Raw genomic sequence first — 18,141 nt, 5'->3', positions numbered from 1 at the left:
AAATGAAATGCAAAAGTTTATTGCATTTATGGAGAAGTATATTGTTCCAGTTGCTGGTAGAATCGGATCGCAACGCCATTTAGCAGCGATTCGTGATGGATTTATTGCGGTTATGCCATTGATTTTAGTGGGGGCGCTTGCATCACTTGTGAATGGTTTTCCATCTGAAGTTTTCCAAAATTTTATGAAAGATACATTTGGTGAAGTTTGGAAAGATGTTGGGGGCGGAATGTGGACTGGTTCATTTGCAATTTTGGCGCTGAGTGTAGCATTTACGACAGCTTATAACTTAGGGAAATCTTATAATGTGGATGGATTGTCAGCAGGTCTTATCTCATTTTGTTCTTTAATTATTCTGACTCCCGTAACTCCAAAAGAAGGCGGTTTGAACTTCCTTTGGACAGGTACTCAAGGTTTATTCGTAGCAATTATTGTTGCACTTCTTGTAACGGAAGTATTTCGCTTCTTTGTACAAAGAGAAATCACTCTTAAAATGCCAGATGGGGTACCACCAGCGGTTATTCGTTCTTTTGCCGCATTAGTTCCAGCATTTGTTATTTTAACAGTTGTATCATTTATTGCATTAGCAGTGAAATTAGCAGGTACAAGTGTTCATGAGTTCATCTTCCATACACTTCAAGTACCATTACAAAACTTAGCAGGTTCATTACCAAGTGCAATTATTGTTGTTTTATTTGTTCATGTACTTTGGTTCTTTGGATTACATGGCCCAAATATTGTGGCAGGTATTATTGAGCCATTGTATTTACCGGCATTAGAGGAAAATGTTAAATTATTCCGAGATGGCGTATCTGCTTTTGATGTTCCGAACATTGTTACAAAGTCATTCTTTGATACTTTCGTATATCTTGGTGGTTCCGGAGCAACATTAGCATTCTTAGTTGTTGTACTAATTGTCGCAAAAAGCGCACAATTACGTGGTGTATCTCGTCTGTCAATTGGACCGGGTGCATTTAATATTAACGAACCAGTTATTTTTGGTACACCAATTATTTTAAATCCAATTTTGTTCGTTCCGTTTATTGTTACACCAATTGTACTTGTTATTACTTCTTATACAGCTATTTATTTCGGATGGGTACCAAAAACAGTTACAATTATTCCTTGGGCAACACCACCAGTTATTAGTGGTTACCTTGTAACAGGGGGACATATTTCTGGTGCAATTCTACAATTATTTAACTTTGTTCTTGCGATGGTGATTTACTACCCATTCGTTGTATTATGCGATCGCTCTGTTGTACGCACTGAAAAGGCAGCAGCGCAAGGAAACGATCAATCTGTACCTATGTAATCATGATTGTTCTCACAGGTTCATATAGTCTGTGAGAACAATTACTTTCTAAACAAGAAAACATCTGGAAGAACATTAAAATAAAATAATAACAATGTAATAGAGAGGTTCAAGCTGAAAGGGTGTCAAGCTTGAATGAAATAGAGAGGGCGGTAATGATGATGACTACAGCAGAACAAATTCCATTTCAATTAATTTTACACAGCGGAAATGCAAGAAGTTATGCAATGGAAGCATTGCAATATGCAAAGCGAGGAGATTTACAAGCGGCAGATGAGGCAATGGGGAGAGCGAAAGAAGCGATTAATGAAGCACATCATTTTCAAACAGAACTCATACAATCAGAAGCAAGAGGGGAAAAAACAGAGATTAGTGTCCTTTTAATTCATGCACAAGATCATTTAATGAATGCAATTACAGTAAAAGAATTAGCAACAGAATTTATTGATCTATATAAAAAGCTAGATGCGAAGGGGGAGTAAAGTATGGAAGGAATTAAAATTGCTACAATTGGTGGTGGCTCTAGTTATACACCAGAGTTAATAGAAGGATTTATTAAAAGGTATGATGAATTGCCAGTTCGTGAAATTTGGTTAGTTGATATTGAGGCTGGAAAAGAAAAGTTAGAAATTGTTGGTAATTTGGCGAAACGAATGGTGAAAAAAGCTGGCTTACCAATTGATATTCATCTTACATTAGATCGCCGTGCAGCATTAAAAGATGCAGACTTTGTTACAACGCAGCTCCGCGTTGGTTTATTAGAAGCGCGCGCAAAGGATGAAGCAATTCCGTTAAAATATGATGTAATCGGTCAGGAAACAAATGGCCCTGGTGGTCTATTTAAAGCGTTGAGAACGATTCCTGTTATTTTAGATATTTGTAAAGATATGGAGGAGCTTTGTCCAAATGCTTGGTTAATCAACTTTACAAATCCAGCAGGCATGGTAACGGAAGCTGTGCTTCGTTATACAAATATTGAAAAGGTAGTTGGACTATGTAACGTTCCAATCGGCATTCGTATGGGTCTTGCAAAACTTCTTGAAGTGGATGCAAGCCGTGTACAAGTTGATTTCGCAGGTTTAAATCATATGGTTTACGGATTAGATGTGTATTTAGATGGGGTAAGTGTGATGGATCGTGTGTTAGAACTTGTAACGGATCCAGAAAACCAAATTACGATGGAAAATATCGCTGCTCTTGATTGGGAGCCAGATTTTATTCGTGCACTGCGTGCGATTCCATGTCCATACCATCGCTACTATTATAAAACACGTGAAATGTTAGAAGAAGAAAAACAGGCTTCTTTAGAAAAAGGAACACGTGCAGAAGTGGTGAAACAATTAGAAGCAGATTTATTTGAACTATATAAAGATCCAAACCTAGATATTAAACCACCGCAATTAGAAAAAAGAGGCGGCGCGTATTATAGTGATGCGGCATGTAGTTTAATTACATCTATTTACAATAATAAAGGTGATATTCAGCCTGTAAATACGAGAAATAACGGTGCAATCGCAAGCTTACCGCACGATTCTGCTGTTGAAGTAAACTGCATCATTACAAAGGATGGCCCAAAACCAGTGACGGTCGGTGACTTACCAGTTCCAGTTCGCGGTTTAGTACAGCAAATTAAATCCTTTGAACGTACAACAATTGAAGCAGCTGTTACAGGGGATTATCATAAAGCACTGCTTGCAATGACAATTAACCCACTTGTACCATCAGATAAATTGGCAAAACAAATTTTAGATGAAATGTTGGAAGCGCATAAAGAACATCTTCCGCAGTTCTTTAAAAAAATAGAGAAATAAAAGCGGTGCTTACTAAGCCCGCTTTTTTTCTTGAATCAGGAGGGGACAGGATGATTCAATTAATTGTAAACGCAGATGACTTCGGTCTTTCAGAAGGGACAAATTACGGGATTATTCATGGTCATATAAATGGAATTGTGAATTCAACAACAATGATGATGAACATGCCAGCAGTAGAGCATGCGGTTCGTTTAGCAAATGAATATCCATCATTAGGAGTAGGGGTACATCTCGTTTTAACTGCTGGAAAGCCGCTCCTTACGAACGTTCCATCCCTCGTAGATGAAAAAACGGGATTATTTCATAAGCAAAGTATTGTAAGAGAAGAGAAATTTAATCCAAAAGAGGTTGAGAGAGAATGGACTGCCCAAATTGAAAAGTTTTTATCATTTGGATTACGACTCACGCATCTAGATAGTCATCATCATATACAGAGTTTGCCCCTCTTACATGATGTCATGAAGCGATTGGCAGCTAAATATAACGTGCCCGTTCGGCGCTGCGAAGGGGAAAGAGCGGTGTTTCCATTTTCAGATGTGTTTTTTTGTGACTTTTATAGCGCTGGTGTGCAGAAAGAATATTTTCTAAAATTAAAAGAACGTGTGAAAGATGAGCAAACTGTGGAAGTTATGGTACATCCAGCCTATATTGATCCGGAGCTGATGAAGCGATCTTCTTACGTGATGGACCGCGTAAAAGAACTGCAAATTTTAACGGAGACTCGCTTACCAGAAGGAATAGAGCTTGTAAAATTTTAAGAATGAAAAAAGGCGGCTTCATAAAAGAAGTCGTCTTTTTTCAAAGGATTATCTAAAGAAAATGAAAATTTAAGTGCGTGATATAAGGCGGGTCGTTGCTTTGTAAAGGTTTTATAAATGCATGAAACGGGGAATGCAAGGGAAAAGGTCATAATTGATTATGCCTTAGCAATAAATTAGTTACAGGAGTGTATCAAGTAAATTTTATATAAGGAGAATGTTGCGTGTATGACAAAACATTTCTTTGCTAGATTAAAAGGAGAGAGGGAAGTCCCCCCTGTAAATACGAACGCTTATGGTGTAGTCGAGCTTATTTTTAATAGTGACTTAACGAAAATCCATTATAGAGTAATAATAAAGGAAATAGAGAAAGTGACATCATGTCAAATCCATCTCGGAAGAAAGAATCAAGTGGGGCCAGAAGTTTTGTTTTTATATGGACCGGTGAAGCATGGGATAAGTGTAGATCAAGGAATTGTTAAAGGAGCATTAACGACTGAAGATTTAGAAGGGCCTTTACAAAGACAGACATTTGAGCAGCTTTTGAAAGAAATCGAACGTGCAAATGCATATGTGAATGTTTGTACGGAAACCTTTAAAAAAGGGGAGATACGCGGAAGAATAAGAAAGATTAAGAAACGCCCGTGAAGTTTCACGGGCTTTCGTTTGTTTCATGATCTTTTTGCGGTTGATTCTTGATGAAGAAGTCCATCACATAAAATACTTCATCATCTGGAATGTTTACTGTAAATGTATTTTCAATTGGTTGCAGCGCTTTTTTTACTTTCATGTACATCCAGTATTGATCTTGGCGACGAGTTTCTCGATCTGGATAAGGAAGGAGACTCTCTCCTTTTTGAAGACGGTCAATCATACAGCTCATATGTAGGATGACGCCCATTAGGCTATCGGGATTTAGCTGTAAGGAGGTGAGCTCTTGAATTGTATTTAATGTATAACGAATCGTCTTAATCATGAGTGCTCCGTCATCTCGCTGCATTTGTTGTCCGAGAATATCAGCCATTTTAGCGTATGTTTCTTCATACGTAATAAGTTCTTGAATTGGCTGAATGGCTTTATAGTTTACGATATCTTGGAAATGGTAAGTTAAGCATGGTACTTGCACATCGAAATTGGTCACAATACAAATGATATTTCGTTCCTTTTTTATATTCTCAAGCATCTTTGTTAAATCTTTTTGATGAACGATGCTAATGGGGATAATTTCAATTAAATTTTTATCAAAGCGCAAATAATTTTCAAGCATCTTTTGAATAGCAAGCGCGCTTCCTTCGCCAGTTAGGCAGGCCGTTAAAATAACGGATTTCATTGGAGATAGTGGTTTTTTCTTTTCTTCGTGTACGTGTAAATAAAAAGGTGTTAAATTTTTTACGGTTTCATATAAAGCATCCAATGAATAGCCGAGCTGGGCCTTTCGAGCGGCTTCTAATACATGCGGTGTACTCGTCATAGAAAGGACGCGAACTGGAATTTGAAATTCAGTTTCTAATATATCCCCTATATAAGCGAGCGATCCCATATCTACAAGTAAGAGAAGTCCGTTTATATGTTCAAGTGTTCGCATATAGACTTTCACGCGCTCTAAAAAGCTTTTTGGCGATTCGTGTAGCGGCATATCGATGCCAGTTACTTCATGCATACCAAGAAGTTCATTGGCGACATTAGCCATTTCAGTTGCAATACCATTTCCGTGAGCTAAAATTAAGACTTTTACTTCTGCTTGTGAGGCAGGAAGTGGATCAACAACGAAAAACATTGTTAAAAATCCAGCTTCGTCAATTGGCATCGTGATTTGTAATTCGTCTTCTAAAACTTGAAGGCACTTCATTGCTACAGAGAAAGCTTCTTTATATTTTGTTCGAATTTGGTTTAGCTGTGGGTGATGGATTTGTTTCCCACTTCGTATCCGTTGTAAAGTTGTCTGTACATGCAAATTTAAAGCAAGAAATACCTTTTCATCAAAAGTCTTAGATAAGTGTTTTTCTACTAGTGAGGCAATTTTTTCACATACAGAAACAATGCAATGGTCCACAATTTTAAATACATTTTCATGATTGGTTGTTTTAGACATTTGATGAAAATATTGAACGAAGAAGCTTTGAATATCATTTTCAATGAGCAGCTCTAGTTCAGCTTCTTCAATACCTTGAGCTTGAAGTTCTTCATATTTATGATCGATGTACTCATAAATAGATGTACGTTGATTGTCTAGTTCGTGCTTGCTCCACCCTTTATCACTTGTAAATAAAAACGTTTCATTTGGCACTTGGTATAAGTGACGGCTTTTTCTTTCAATAAAGAGCCCTTCTTTTATATACCATGGCAAATCGGTACTCGAGACGCGGACAGATTCTCGTTTTTTTGTTACAAAATCAGAATAGGCTTTTGCACATGCGATTTGGACGTCTGCTTTCAATTGTCCGATATTATTTGGACATTGATAAAAGACGAGAGCGCGCATTGCATTTGGACTAACATGTATGTTTTTTCTGAGACGAATGGCTTCATTTGTAAAAAAAAGCTGTAAAAGTGTAAAGCGTTCTTCATATGTTCGTTCGCGAAGCGGTGGCAATGTGATAGTCATTGGAATTCGTCTTGTAAATGTTTTTAATAAAAATGAATTTGGTTCTTCTGTTGTTGCTGCAATAATTAATACTTTTGCCTTACGTTCATTTTCTGTTTCGCCAAGGCGACGATAGACACCACGATCGATAAACGTGAAGAGCATTTCTTGTCCTTCTGGCGGAAGACGATGTACTTCATCTAAAAATAAAATGCCTTCATGGGCCTTTTCAATTAATCCTTTTTGCTCATTTGCACCAGTGTAAGCACCCTTTTTGATTCCGAAGAGTTGTCCAAGTAAAAGCTGTGGATTATTCGCATAGTCAGCACAGTTAAAAATAATAAAGGGTGCGTCTTTTTGCAGTTGATTGACTTCAATTGCGTATTCGTGCATTAAGGAGGCAAACATAGATTTTCCAACACCTGTTTCTCCAAGTAGTAATGTATGCATACCATTTGGCGGATAGAGTACGGCAGCTTTTGCTTTTTCAATTGCAATTTTAAGACTTGTGTTTTCTTTTGCGAAATTGTCAAGTGCGGTGCTACCCGTTGAAGGCGTTTCCAATAGATGATTTAACTCTATATAGAAACGAACAGGTCTTGTATTTGTTTTACATAATCGTCCATCTTTCACGAGTTTATTTAAATCGCTGCTCACATTTGCACGGTCTAGCTGTAAAAGTGTAGCCAAATCAGATGCTGTTACACCCTCTGTGTAATGCCCCTTCTGTATTGCATCATAGATGAGGTCAATTCGTTTCATTTTTCTTCACCTCGAAACTTCATCACTATTTAAAATTGTACACAAAAATGAGAAGGGTGGAAAGAGAAAAAACAAACAGCTCTAGTATATATACTAAAGCTGTTACAATCTTGTGTCTTTCCAAAAGTTTACCTCTACATGGGAGGAGGGACTATAAGAAAGAAGTGTATAGCCCTTTGATTGAAGATAATCAATTACTTTAGGAAGGATTTGTACGGTGACACTTGAATCATGCATTAAAATTACTTCTACTGGTTCGTCACTTTGGTTCATCACACGTTCTAGAACCGCAGAAGGATTATTGTAGCTTTTCCAATCATATGTATCAATGGTCCAATCCCACAATTTATAATGAGCAGAAACGAGTGCATCTCGATAGTTCTTTTTTAAATATGGCATGCTGCCATAAGGAACACGAACGAGACGGGAGTTTAACTTTGTTACTTGCTGGACAATTTTTTGGGCTTGCATCATTTCAGAAATTAAAATGGATGGATCTCCAGTATATAGACGTTTTGCATCATGGGACATACTATGGAGTCCGATGTAATGTCCCTCCCTAATTAAACGTTTCGTTGTTTGGGGATAACGAGATACTCTTCCACCAATAACAAAGAAGGTAGCTTTTGCATTTTTTTGTTTTAAGATGTTTAAAATTTGTGATGTATATTTGTTTGGTCCATCATCAAATGTTAAGTACGCAATTTTTTGTGGAAGTGCAGCAGTCTGGATAGTAGAACGATGTTCAACTAGAGAGTTCGTCGCTGCTTCAATATAAGATGCTGTACATATCATCATAGCTAAAAGTATTATTATACATTGACATACTCGCTTCATCATCATACTCACCCTCAGTTTCGCAATCAAAGATGCAAGAAGGAATAGAGAGGTTCTTCTCATAATCTTCTTTATATGTATATTTTTATCCAATCTATTCACTCTCAAACGAAGTATATTTTGGAAATAAAAATAGCATCCTCTCTTAAAAAGAAAGGATGCTATTTGAATATTTCGTAGTAATAAAGGCAATACTATTATTATTCTTCACGTTTTTTCACTTTTTTATAAAAGGAAATAATTGGTTTATATCGTTCGTGCACAAGACCAATTATTTCAGCGACGATTTCAGTAAAGAAAATCAAAGCGAATAAAAGAATAATCGATAACCATAATGTTGCGCTCGTGAAGATAATGGCATTTACGCTAAAGAAAATGCCAAATGCATAAATGATGAGTACCGTTGTTCGATGCGAGAATCCCATCGCTAATAGACGGTGATGTAAATGCGATTTATCTGGCGCAGAAATTGGTTTTTTATTTACAATACGTCTAATAATCGCAAATGCCGTATCGAAAACAGGAACACCTAAAATGATAATAGGAACAATGAAACTGAATAACGTTACGCTTTTGTATAGTCCAAGTAATGATATAACAGAAATGCAATATCCTAAAAATAGTGCACCTGTATCTCCCATAAAGATTTTTGCTGGATGGAAGTTGTAGAACAAAAAGCCAATTGTACTTGCAAGCGCGATAAGTGCTAATGGTAAGATGATGACTGCCCCAGTTCCCATTGGACTGGTAAAGGCCATATATGCCAATGTTGCAAGAACAATGGAGGAAATACCAGCTGATAAGCCATCTAATCCATCAATTAAATTGATCGCGTTTGTAATACCGACAATCCAAAATACGGTAATTGGATATGCAAGTAGTCCAAGTTCTGTATCTCCTAAGAATGGAATATAAAGGACTTGGATTAACAGTTGACTCTTTGCAATTAGTATTGCAACTAATAGTTGTCCACCGAATTTTACTTTTGCTGATAATTCATACATATCATCTAAAATCCCAATGATAACGATGATAACAGCACCTAAAGTTATTGATAGCATTCTCTGCTCATATAATCCACTAACAATAAATCCTACAGCTACACCAATGAAGATTGCCAGTCCACCGAGACGAGGCATAATTTTTTGGTGTACTTTACGTGCGTTTGGCTTATCTGTTGCTCCAATTTTAAAAGCTAATTTGATAACGAACGGAGTGACTACGAGTACAGTAATGAAAGATGCCAAAACTGCATAAATCACTTGTGAGTTCATTAATACCCCACCTTTGATAATTTAACTTAATTTCTAAATGTTTTATCTGAAAATTATGATGTTTGTTTGCAGGCTCATAACATATGGTATCACAAAAAGAGTAGAATTCAATCTTTTTTTCTATTCACTGCAATTGGAAATAGATAAAATATATGACAAATATCATGTCAATGAAGTATGTTGTAACGTTTCTGTAACACTTTTTACTATAGAGTAAAAGGGGGCTTTTCATCCCTGATTGATGATTAGCCTTCATCAATCAGACTTTTACGTACCCCCTCATTTCCGCCTATTTTCCTTGTTTCTCTCTGAATCTTGAGGTAAGACGAGCCGTTTCAACTTCTTTCGTTTTATATGTGTAGTGACGTGCTACTCGTTTGTATCATAATTTCTTTACTATAAGTGTTACACGTTAGAATACGTACATTTCACGTTAAAATATGGAAGTTTACATAACATGTGACGATATATTTGTAAAAAATATAAAAAAAGAGATGGTTTTTTTTACAAAATTTTAAAAAAGAAAGAAAAGACGGTTCATATAATAGAAGTCGTATCTCACTTTTCCTTCATCAAAATGATTGCTCCTATGTCGTATTTAGAAGTATCACGATTGTGTACTGATCTGTGAAAGGAGGAAGAACAGGGACCCTCTTATGTATGTCAGCACATTTCATGATAGTCACTCTGTGTAAAAAAATGAAATGAAAATTACAGTGGTGGGTGCGGGTTATGTTGGATTAATTACGGGGGTTGGGTATTCTGTTATCTGTTTTGATATAAAAAGAAAATAGAGCGAATACAGCAAGGAGACATGCGGATTTATGAACGGGGTTTGGAGCGCTTAGTAACGTTAATGAATAAAAAAGGCCGTTTCGCATTCACTTCTAGCAAAAGGGAGGCATTTACGCATTCGGATTACATCTTTATTGTGGTAGGAACGCTTTCTTTGCCAAATGGAACTGCTGATTTAACTTATATTCAGAATGCTTGTTATGATATTGGGACATATGTAAATCGAGATGTCATTATCATTACCAAAAGTAAAGTTCCTGTGGGAACGAACGAGTTAATAAAGAAGTGGATGTATAAGAATGTATGTAGCCAGCACCAAATAGAAGTAGTGTCAAATCTGGAATTTTTACGAGAAGGTTCAGGCGTATATGACTTTTTTTATAACAGATCTCCGTAGTGCAGAAATGATTAACTATGCATCGAATGCTCTTTTAGCTACAAAAGTTAGCTTTATTAATGAAATATCAAATATATGTGAGAAAACCGGGGCAAATATAATAGAAGTGGCGATGGATAAGCGCATTGGTTCTTCTTTCTTACAGGCCGGTATTGGCTACGGAGGATCATGTTTTCCGAAAGATACTAGGGCACTCGTTCAAATTGCTGGAAATGTTGCCCATGACTTTAAATTATTAAAGGCTGTCATTGAGGTGAATCATAATCAACAAAGATTGTTAATTGAGAAAGCAAAACAAGGGATAGATATGGAAGGAAAAAGAATAGTCGTGTTAGGAGCATCTTTCAAACCAAATACAGATGATATTCGAGAGGGCCCATCTCTTGTCATCATACAAGAATTAATCAAGATAGGAGAGAACGTCGTTGTATACGATCCACAAGCCCTTTCTCATCTCAAGCAAGTATTTGGTGACGAAATTCAATATGAAGCAATAGTTGGAGCTTATGCAGCGTTTATTGTAACAGAGTAGGAATCGATTCACAAGTATCCATTAGCAAGATATATTGCCTTTATCAGTTCCCGACAGAATACTTCCACTTCAAAGAATGTGTAGGGTGTAGCCCAATGAATAAGTGGGAGATGAATGTCGATTGGCATTAGCCAACATCTTTGCTACAATACATGTAGAACGAATTCAAGCGTGGTTGCTTGTTGCGTAAATAGAACTTGTCTGGTGGCTGTCGTTCGCCTACACCATTCGAAAGTCGCAAAAAGGATAAACTATCAAATCTGTGGCATGAAAACCAAGTGTCAGACCAAAAATAAGACTGTAAATATCATACGAATTTCGTATTAACCGTAGGAACTACGGGGGGAGCCTACTAAATAACCGATGGGTACATCGGTGTTCGTAGGAATCCCCCACTTCAAGCGTTAGCTAAGTGGGGGGAGTTCAATTGATGGGAGAAATTGTTATACTGATGAGGATGTGAAGAAACATAAAATCGATTATTACTCGATAGGAAGAAAGAGTATTTGTAATCGTAATGTTTCAATTATTGTCTAATGAAGCACTTACTTTTGCTTCGCTTTATTTTTGTCTATAATCAAGTATAGTAGTGACATTGTGTAATTTGTGAAAGAAAAGAGGCAGTGAAATGACTGAACGTTTAAAAGTAATGACGATTTTCGGAACACGTCCAGAAGCGATTAAAATGGCACCTCTTGTATTAGAGCTGCAAAAGCATCCGGATAAAATTGAATCGATTGTGACTGTAACAGCGCAGCATCGTCAAATGCTGGATCAAGTATTAAATATTTTTGGAATTACACCAGACTTTGATTTGAATATTATGAAGGACCGTCAAACTTTAATTGATATTACAACACGTGGTTTACAAGGTCTCGATCAAGTAATGAAAGAAGCAAAGCCGCATATCGTTCTTGTTCACGGTGATACAACAACGACATTTATTGCGAGTCTTGCGGCTTTTTATAATCAAATTCCTGTTGGTCACGTTGAGGCAGGACTTCGTACGTGGGATAAGTATTCTCCATATCCAGAAGAAATGAACCGCCAATTAACAGGTGTGATGGCTGATCTGCATTTTTCTCCAACAGCAAAATCAGCAACAAATTTACAAAAAGAGAATAAAGACGAGTCTCGTATTTTTGTAACAGGAAATACGGCAATTGATGCACTAAAAACAACTGTAAAAGAAACATATAGTCATCCTGTTCTAGAGAAGCTTGGTAACGACCGTCTTGTTCTTATGACGGCGCACCGTCGCGAGAACTTAGGTGAACCAATGCGCAACATGTTCCGTGCAATTAAGCGCCTTGTTGACAAACATGAAGATGTACAAGTTGTATATCCGGTTCATATGAATCCTGTTGTACGTGAAACAGCTAATGACATTTTAGGAGAGCATAATCGCATTCATTTAATTGAACCGCTAGATGTAATTGATTTTCATAATGTTGCAGCTCGCTCTTACTTAATACTAACAGATTCAGGTGGTGTGCAAGAAGAGGCGCCATCTCTTGGGGTGCCAGTTCTTGTTCTGCGCGACACGACAGAGCGTCCAGAAGGAATTGAAGCTGGTACATTGAAATTAGCAGGCACAGATGAAGAAACGATCTTTACACTTGCGGATGAGTTATTATCAAATAAGGAAGCGCATGATAAAATGGCGCAGGCATCCAACCCTTACGGTGATGGTCGTGCTTCAGAACGTATTGTAGAAGCAATCTTACAACATTTTAATAAATAACGAGAAAAAGAGCCGATTGAGTAGTAATCTGTACCCTTTGTAAAGGACATTTAAAAAAAAGTTAGGCAGCCGCGAGAAGATGATTTCTGTATTCAACAGGAGTCATCTTCTTTAAATTCCACTGATATCTATGCTGGTTATGGTATTTCATATAGTCTTTAATCTCTTGTTTTAGCTGGGAAAAAGATGTACAAGCTTTTATATGCGCTTCATCTTTAAAATGCCCGAAAAAAGATTCTTGGGGGGCATTATCCCAACAGTTCCCTCGTCTTGACATAGATTGTCCAAGCTTTAATTTTTTGACTCATTTTTGATAGATAGGACTTGTGTAATGAGCACCTTGATCAGAATGAATATAGGCATCTTTAGTTAATCGTACCATCTTATTCTTCTTTAGTTTGTGAAGAGTCGCCGTTGCGATATCTAGTGTAAGTCGTTCTGAAACATGATAGGCCAAAATTTCATTGGTGGATCCGTCTAAAATGGTAGATAAATATCCTTTCTGATTCTTACCATAAAACAGGTAGGTGATATCTGTAAGAAGCACTTTTCCAGGGGTACCTTGCCTGAATTCTCGCTTCAATCAATTTGGTACCACGAAATGTTCTTTCGTCGCTTTTATCATTCTTTTGTAAGGATTCGCTTTGCGGATCGGACAGATAATCCCGTATTTCTTCATAATTCTACGAATACGCTTCAAATTGTAGACAACTTGAAATTGACCCGCTAATGTCATTTTGATTTGACGAGCCCCTTTTTTTCGGTTTTTAAATCGAAATGCCTTTAATATCCATTCTTTCGTTATTTCATCCTGATCTATTCTGTTTTTTCGCTGCCTTTGCGAAGAAACAGAAAAATAATTATAGTATCCTGAACGTGAAACACCAGCGATCCCGCACAAATATTTCACCATATTTTTGAGGTTGTATGTTTCAATAATAGAACGAATTAACATATATTTTTGGTTAGGTCGTAACGTTATTTCTTTCTCATCCTCTCTTCCATAAGTTTTATCTTTGTTAACAATTCATTTTCAGCTTTTAATAGGTTTCGTTCCGCTTCCAAACGCGCATATTTCTCTTCTAATGTAGGAGAAGCATTGTCTGGTGGTAAGATGAAGCTTAAAACATATAAAGTTGAAGGAACAGAATATGTTTGGGGCGATGACATAATTAAAGTGAACAATACTTTAAACACATACGCTCAACAAAATCGTTATAAAACTAATCAGTATAAAACTCTATCAAAAATTGCATTAGCTGAAATGGCTGCTAAAACAAATGTGAAAAGTTATGATGAAATCTTAGTTATAACGGGCGTTCCAAGCGAGGAAATCGGAACAAAAGCCGTTGATGAAATTAAAGAAGTTTATCAAGGAGCTCATGATCTTGAGGTGAATGGTAAAAAAGTATCGATTAATGTTGTAGATGTTATTGTTCTTGCTCAACCGGTAGGAACAGTTATGAGCCGTTATTTAGATGAAGATGGATTTGTTGCAGATGATACTTATGAAGATATGACAGTAGGTATTATTGATATCGGAACTGGTACAACAGATTTAGATGTAATCTCTATGCTGCGTCGTGAAAAAGAATCTACTTCTGTTCCAAAAGGAATGCATGATGTTTATGAACCAATCGTAGCTAAAATTAAAAAAGAAACAAGTGCAACTATTAATGATTATAAATTAGAAAAAGTATTTGAAGAAGGTGCTTACCAAGCTTCAAAGCGTATGGATCCAATTGATTTTAATGATGAAAAAACTGCATCTATTAAAGAAGTTTATGATTTTATCGTAAACGGAGTAAATAATGCATGGAAAACATTTGACCGTTTTGATGAAGTGCTAGTTTCTGATGGTGGCGCGAATACATTCCATGAGTTATTGGAAGAATGGATTGGTAAAGTAACAAAATTAGAAGAAAGCCAAACTGCAAACGTGGAGGGCTTCTACAGATACGGTAAATTCGAGGTAGGAGAAGAAGATGGCGAATAAGACATACCTTCTGTCTTATGATGATGTATTAGATAAAGACATTAAAGAGTGGTTAGAATCTTTACCACGTAATAGAAAAGCTGAAATGGTTCGTGCTATTAGACAATACATGCATACAAGTGGTTCTATTATTATTTCTCCAATGAAAGAAGAAAAAGTAGAGCCTAAAAAAGTTGAAAGAAAACGTCCTAAGTTAGGTAGGGGCGGTAATTTCGAAAAAGAGTAATTACAACCGAATATAAAAAGAGAACGCTCTTCACAGCTTGCCGGCACGAAAGAGCGTTCTCTACACTTTGAAAATCTGAAAGGATGATTTAACAATGTCAAATACCCTATTCAAATTAACTACTAGTGAGCCTATTCTACCACAAACTCGTAGTAAAAAGGAACTGTTCGGAACAATCCGCTCATTCTTTGCGAAAAAGTGCCAGAGATTAAATGAGTGGTTTGGTATTGAAGAATGTAAATCAGATCGTATTTGGTACTATGGAACATTATCACTTATGTTATTTCTAAATTAATATATTAATATGGTCGTAATGTATGATATTACAAAAAAGAGGGCGCCACAGCGTCCTCTTTTTTAGGTATTTAAATATGTTCTCCATGATCAGTATAAACATCACCGTATTCGTATGCTGGTGCAGGCGGTCTACCATGGTCAAGAGCAACCACTCCAGTATTTCCATGTGCCTTATCTTCATAACTAGAAACATAATCTGGTCGTTGTGGTGCAGGCGGTCTACCATGATCAGCTTGTGATGTATAAGATTCTGCAAAACTTCCAATAGTTAAAACAGCAGCAAAACTAACAAATCCCATTAGTACTTTTTTCATTTTAACGCACTTCCCTTCTGAAGCAATTCTTTAGCATCATAAGATATATTAAAATATTGGCTAGCTTTCTCATGATTACCTTCTTGATAAAGTTTTTTCGCTAAAATTCCAGAGTACTCTTCAATAAAGCCATAAAGTTTTTGGGATTCAAAGTAATCTAGTCCATCTGCAATCGTTGTTTCTAGATTCTGCTTATAATTTTCATCATATTGTGCTCGAAGTATTCGTAAATGATGTGTATATTCAACATCAGCTAATTCAAAGCCTTCAGTCAAAAATTCTTGTGCTTTTTCAATTTCATTTACTTTGAAATGTTCTCGAGCCAGTAAGAATACAGTTTTATGATATGGTTTTTCAGATTTATATACATCCATTAAATGTCGAATTGCAGTTGCGGATATACCTTGTTTTGCATAAAGGAAACCTAAGTTATACTGAATTAAGGTAATTAGTCGAGTGCAGTTATGTTTTTTAGCCATATCCAAACATTTAACAAAAAGTTCTTCGCCTTGTTCAAACTGACTTAAAGTGACACTTGCCAACCCCAGGATTGTATCGCATTCAATTTGATTTATTACATAATCTTCATGTTTTTTGTATATGTCTTTTGCTTTCATTACATGCTTAATTGTTAATAAAGGTTGTTGAAGATGGTAATATAGTTCACCAAGTTTATAATTAAATTCAGCTTTTTCAATGTCATTAGGAATATACTCTAAAAGTCGTTCAGCTTCTTCAAATTGCTCCATAGCTTCCATATAGTTAGCAATCATGGTGTTATGCACAGCTTTATAGAAATGGTAGTAGTATTTTAAATACTCATCAATAGTTTTTGTTGTAAGTTTTTCAACTGCATCAAAATCACTACGAGTTACATATGATTTATTTATTAACACTTTATAACTATAATCCAATAGGGAATAATACAATAAGAGATTTTGATCTTGTAGATCTCGGTTTTGTTCGACCATTAAGACACTAATCTTTTCATCAACTTCTTCTTTCATTCTTGTTGCTTTTGTTATTTGCTTAGATAGAATAACTTTATACCATTCATTTAATAATTTTGTAACTTTCTCATTATTCAGAATTCTAATATCGCAATCTCCTTTATTTAGTTTATATAAAATCAATCATAACAAAGTTTAATTGTAATAAGTTGTAAAAAATAACTTTATAAATATAATTCTTAATTTTTAAAATATTTTTTATCAATTGACGTAAATTTATCGGTAAATTGTTAGATTGTAAAGATAGGATTATTTATATAAAAATCATTCTTAATCCAGTAATGACATGGTTTTAAGAAGGTTTGTCGAATTGTTTTGTGAAAATTTTAATCTGAATATTGTTTATTTTTTTGGATTTTATAGTCTATTATCAGGGGTGTGCTAGTAAATACCGGTAAATTAGCATAAATTTTCAAAAGAATGGAGATGTTATTATGGGTTATAAAAATTTATTAAAGAAAAAAACAATCCCAATGTTACTAGTTGGTGGAATGTTAGCTAGTACTGGATGGGGTGCAGGTAATGCATATGCAGATTCGCCTACAGCACCTGAAGCTGCTAATTCATCCGCAAAATTTGCAGGTGTAACATCACCTTTGGATACTTCAAATGCAGACTTTGAAGTATTATACAGCGAAACAGTAAAATTTGATGAAAATGAAAACGTTATTAATAGAGAGGTTTCAGGCACTGAAACTCGTACAAGTAATACGCAGGGAGTAATTATTGCTGATGGTAGTTTCAATTGGAAACATGCTAGTAGTAAAGATTCAAGCAATAGAATTAATAAAGACAGTTATAATGTAGGACTTATTTTAGTAAATGGATTATCTTCTTATATTCCTTGGAAACCAGTACAGGTTACAGCACAAGTAGTCGCAAGCGGATTAATGTATTTTAATCAACCTTCTGTTACGTATTATCATACTGAAGCATACAGAGATATCGATGCTGTTAACCATTATGTAAAAACAGTAACGGATACAATTAAAAATGGTAAGAAAGTATACACTGATACAAAAGTTATGAAATATACAAGATAAAAAAGAGAACCGAACTAGACTATTTATCTAGTTCGGTTTTCTTTTTATATAAACGATTTATTAAGTCAATAATCCATGAATTAATAATAACTACTGTGAAAATTACAAACAAAGCTACAATATTTTCATTAGAAGCTATATATGGTATAAACGTACCGCGCACTAAAAAGAATATAATTAGAGCGAATGCAATTGCCCAAATAAATTTTAACATTAATTCACCTCCTCTAAAAAATACAAAAGTAATTTTAAAATATAACTATTCTGTTTTGGAAATAAGATTCCTTTTAGTATGTACTAAGAATTATAGAAAAGGGGTCCAGAAAACGGATATTTTTTGTTCTGCATATCCATGTTTTGAGGTTGTATGTTTCAATAATAGAACGAATTAACATATATTTTTGGTTAGGTCGTAACGTTAGTTCTTTCTCATCCTCCCTTCCATA

16 protein-coding genes and 2 pseudogenes are annotated in these 18,141 nt (G+C 35.6%); 11 read left to right on the top strand and 7 right to left on the bottom strand.

Going from position 1 to position 18,141, the window contains the following annotated elements; all coding sequences use genetic code 11:
- The first annotated feature begins 7 nt into the window (after window positions 1–7).
- The 5 genes from celB to MR056_RS06510 all read left to right on the top strand — a co-directional run bounded on the left by celB (window position 8) and on the right by MR056_RS06510 (window position 4,532).
- On the top strand, window positions 8–1,315 hold the full coding sequence (gene celB / locus MR056_RS06530; RefSeq protein WP_012096201.1) for a PTS cellobiose transporter subunit IIC: 1,308 nt from the start codon (window positions 8–10) through the stop codon (window positions 1,313–1,315).
- A 158-nt stretch (window positions 1,316–1,473) separates the two neighbouring features.
- On the top strand, window positions 1,474–1,797 hold the full coding sequence (locus MR056_RS06525; protein ID WP_041810133.1) for a PTS lactose/cellobiose transporter subunit IIA: 324 nt from the start codon (window positions 1,474–1,476) through the stop codon (window positions 1,795–1,797).
- Window positions 1,798–1,800: 3 nt separating this feature from the next.
- Window positions 1,801–3,126 carry a 6-phospho-beta-glucosidase gene (gene celF / locus MR056_RS06520; protein WP_012096199.1) on the top strand — a complete coding sequence of 442 codons (1,326 nt, stop codon included), beginning with the start codon at window positions 1,801–1,803 and terminating at the stop codon, window positions 3,124–3,126.
- Window positions 3,127–3,176: 50 nt separating this feature from the next.
- On the top strand, window positions 3,177–3,884 hold the full coding sequence (chbG, locus tag MR056_RS06515; RefSeq protein ID WP_012096198.1) for a chitin disaccharide deacetylase: 708 nt from the start codon (window positions 3,177–3,179) through the stop codon (window positions 3,882–3,884).
- Window positions 3,885–4,112: 228 nt separating this feature from the next.
- The gene (locus MR056_RS06510) at window positions 4,113–4,532 is read left to right on the top strand and encodes a CHRD domain-containing protein (protein ID WP_012096197.1); all 420 of its coding nucleotides are present in this window, start codon (window positions 4,113–4,115) and stop codon (window positions 4,530–4,532) included.
- A 4-nt stretch (window positions 4,533–4,536) separates the two neighbouring features.
- Here the strand turns inward: MR056_RS06510 and MR056_RS06505 are convergent, their stop codons facing one another.
- The 3 genes from MR056_RS06505 to MR056_RS06495 form a co-directional block, all read right to left on the bottom strand.
- Window positions 4,537–7,230, bottom strand: coding sequence for a sigma-54-dependent transcriptional regulator (locus tag MR056_RS06505; protein ID WP_012096196.1), 2,694 nt, complete (start codon window positions 7,228–7,230; stop codon window positions 4,537–4,539).
- Window positions 7,231–7,332: 102 nt separating this feature from the next.
- Window positions 7,333–8,070 carry a polysaccharide deacetylase family protein gene (locus MR056_RS06500; protein ID WP_012096195.1) on the bottom strand — a complete coding sequence of 246 codons (738 nt, stop codon included), beginning with the start codon at window positions 8,068–8,070 and terminating at the stop codon, window positions 7,333–7,335.
- 197 nt (window positions 8,071–8,267) lie between these two features.
- On the bottom strand, window positions 8,268–9,341 hold the full coding sequence (locus MR056_RS06495; RefSeq protein WP_012096194.1) for a glycosyltransferase family 4 protein: 1,074 nt from the start codon (window positions 9,339–9,341) through the stop codon (window positions 8,268–8,270).
- Between the two features lie 704 nt (window positions 9,342–10,045).
- Between MR056_RS06495 and MR056_RS06490 the strand changes: the two are divergent.
- Both MR056_RS06490 and wecB read left to right on the top strand, forming a co-directional pair.
- A pseudogene (locus MR056_RS06490) lies at window positions 10,046–11,062 on the top strand (UDP-glucose dehydrogenase family protein); the annotation flags it as partial.
- A 631-nt stretch (window positions 11,063–11,693) separates the two neighbouring features.
- A complete protein-coding gene (gene wecB / locus MR056_RS06485) occupies window positions 11,694–12,809 on the top strand; it encodes a non-hydrolyzing UDP-N-acetylglucosamine 2-epimerase (protein WP_012096193.1) in 1,116 nt (371 codons plus the stop codon).
- A 61-nt stretch (window positions 12,810–12,870) separates the two neighbouring features.
- Here wecB and MR056_RS06480 read toward each other — a convergent pair.
- A pseudogene (locus MR056_RS06480) lies at window positions 12,871–13,898 on the bottom strand (IS3 family transposase); the annotation flags it as partial.
- 25 nt (window positions 13,899–13,923) lie between these two features.
- Here MR056_RS06480 and MR056_RS06475 point away from each other — a divergent pair.
- From MR056_RS06475 to MR056_RS06465, 3 genes are all read left to right on the top strand, one after another.
- On the top strand, window positions 13,924–14,805 hold the full coding sequence (locus MR056_RS06475) for a ParM/StbA family protein (RefSeq protein WP_235436426.1): 882 nt from the start codon (window positions 13,924–13,926) through the stop codon (window positions 14,803–14,805).
- The gene (locus tag MR056_RS06470) at window positions 14,795–15,031 is read left to right on the top strand and encodes a hypothetical protein (protein WP_012096190.1); all 237 of its coding nucleotides are present in this window, start codon (window positions 14,795–14,797) and stop codon (window positions 15,029–15,031) included. Before MR056_RS06475 ends, MR056_RS06470 begins: the two co-directional genes overlap by 11 nt.
- A 94-nt stretch (window positions 15,032–15,125) precedes the next feature.
- Complete coding sequence (locus MR056_RS06465) at window positions 15,126–15,326, top strand: hypothetical protein (RefSeq protein ID WP_041810131.1); 201 nt, start codon at window positions 15,126–15,128, stop codon at window positions 15,324–15,326.
- Between the two features lie 70 nt (window positions 15,327–15,396).
- On the opposite strand, the gene MR056_RS06460 is transcribed toward MR056_RS06465, so the two are convergent.
- Together MR056_RS06460 and MR056_RS06455 are read right to left on the bottom strand one after the other, a co-directional pair.
- Window positions 15,397–15,642, bottom strand: a complete 246-nt coding sequence (locus MR056_RS06460; protein WP_012096189.1) for a hypothetical protein — start codon at window positions 15,640–15,642, stop codon at window positions 15,397–15,399.
- Entirely contained in the window at window positions 15,639–16,739 is a 1,101-nt protein-coding gene (locus tag MR056_RS06455; RefSeq protein ID WP_176371964.1) for a response regulator aspartate phosphatase, read from the bottom strand. Before MR056_RS06455 ends, MR056_RS06460 begins: the two co-directional genes overlap by 4 nt.
- Before the next feature lie 347 nt (window positions 16,740–17,086).
- Between MR056_RS06455 and MR056_RS06450 the strand changes: the two genes are divergently transcribed.
- Window positions 17,087–17,695: a hypothetical protein gene (locus tag MR056_RS06450; RefSeq protein ID WP_012096187.1), complete on the top strand. Its 609-nt coding sequence runs from the start codon at window positions 17,087–17,089 to the stop codon at window positions 17,693–17,695.
- 19 nt (window positions 17,696–17,714) lie between these two features.
- On the opposite strand, the gene MR056_RS06445 is transcribed toward MR056_RS06450, so the two are convergent.
- Window positions 17,715–17,909 (bottom strand): hypothetical protein, encoded by a 195-nt coding sequence (locus MR056_RS06445; RefSeq protein ID WP_041810129.1) that lies wholly within the window; start codon window positions 17,907–17,909, stop codon window positions 17,715–17,717.
- Between the last annotated feature and the right edge of the window lie 232 nt (window positions 17,910–18,141).

Origin of the sequence: Bacillus cereus group sp. BfR-BA-01360, assembly GCF_022663595.1 — a bacterium.
In the GTDB taxonomy this organism is placed as follows: Bacteria; Bacillota; Bacilli; order Bacillales; family Bacillaceae_G; genus Bacillus_A; species Bacillus_A cytotoxicus.
Note: the sequence above shows the minus strand (reverse complement) of the source record. Positions and strands in the feature narration are given on the sequence as shown.

What these genes read in the sequence shown, in the direction of transcription:
- MR056_RS06460 (WP_012096189.1), bottom strand. Translation starts at nt 15,642, where the DNA reads ATGAAAAAAGTACTAATGGGATTTGTTAGTTTTGCTGCTGTTTTAACT.
- MR056_RS06470 (WP_012096190.1), top strand. Translation starts at nt 14,795, where the DNA reads ATGGCGAATAAGACATACCTTCTGTCTTATGATGATGTATTAGATAAA.
- MR056_RS06450 (WP_012096187.1), top strand. Translation starts at nt 17,087, where the DNA reads ATGGGTTATAAAAATTTATTAAAGAAAAAAACAATCCCAATGTTACTA.
- MR056_RS06510 (WP_012096197.1), top strand. Translation starts at nt 4,113, where the DNA reads ATGACAAAACATTTCTTTGCTAGATTAAAAGGAGAGAGGGAAGTCCCC.
- MR056_RS06475 (WP_235436426.1), top strand. Translation starts at nt 13,924, where the DNA reads ATGAAGCTTAAAACATATAAAGTTGAAGGAACAGAATATGTTTGGGGC.
- wecB (WP_012096193.1), top strand. Translation starts at nt 11,694, where the DNA reads ATGACTGAACGTTTAAAAGTAATGACGATTTTCGGAACACGTCCAGAA.
- MR056_RS06445 (WP_041810129.1), bottom strand. Translation starts at nt 17,909, where the DNA reads ATGTTAAAATTTATTTGGGCAATTGCATTCGCTCTAATTATATTCTTT.
- MR056_RS06505 (WP_012096196.1), bottom strand. Translation starts at nt 7,230, where the DNA reads ATGAAACGAATTGACCTCATCTATGATGCAATACAGAAGGGGCATTAC.
- MR056_RS06500 (WP_012096195.1), bottom strand. Translation starts at nt 8,070, where the DNA reads ATGATGAAGCGAGTATGTCAATGTATAATAATACTTTTAGCTATGATG.
- MR056_RS06465 (WP_041810131.1), top strand. Translation starts at nt 15,126, where the DNA reads ATGTCAAATACCCTATTCAAATTAACTACTAGTGAGCCTATTCTACCA.
- MR056_RS06525 (WP_041810133.1), top strand. Translation starts at nt 1,474, where the DNA reads ATGATGACTACAGCAGAACAAATTCCATTTCAATTAATTTTACACAGC.
- celB (WP_012096201.1), top strand. Translation starts at nt 8, where the DNA reads ATGCAAAAGTTTATTGCATTTATGGAGAAGTATATTGTTCCAGTTGCT.
- MR056_RS06495 (WP_012096194.1), bottom strand. Translation starts at nt 9,341, where the DNA reads ATGAACTCACAAGTGATTTATGCAGTTTTGGCATCTTTCATTACTGTA.
- celF (WP_012096199.1), top strand. Translation starts at nt 1,801, where the DNA reads ATGGAAGGAATTAAAATTGCTACAATTGGTGGTGGCTCTAGTTATACA.
- chbG (WP_012096198.1), top strand. Translation starts at nt 3,177, where the DNA reads ATGATTCAATTAATTGTAAACGCAGATGACTTCGGTCTTTCAGAAGGG.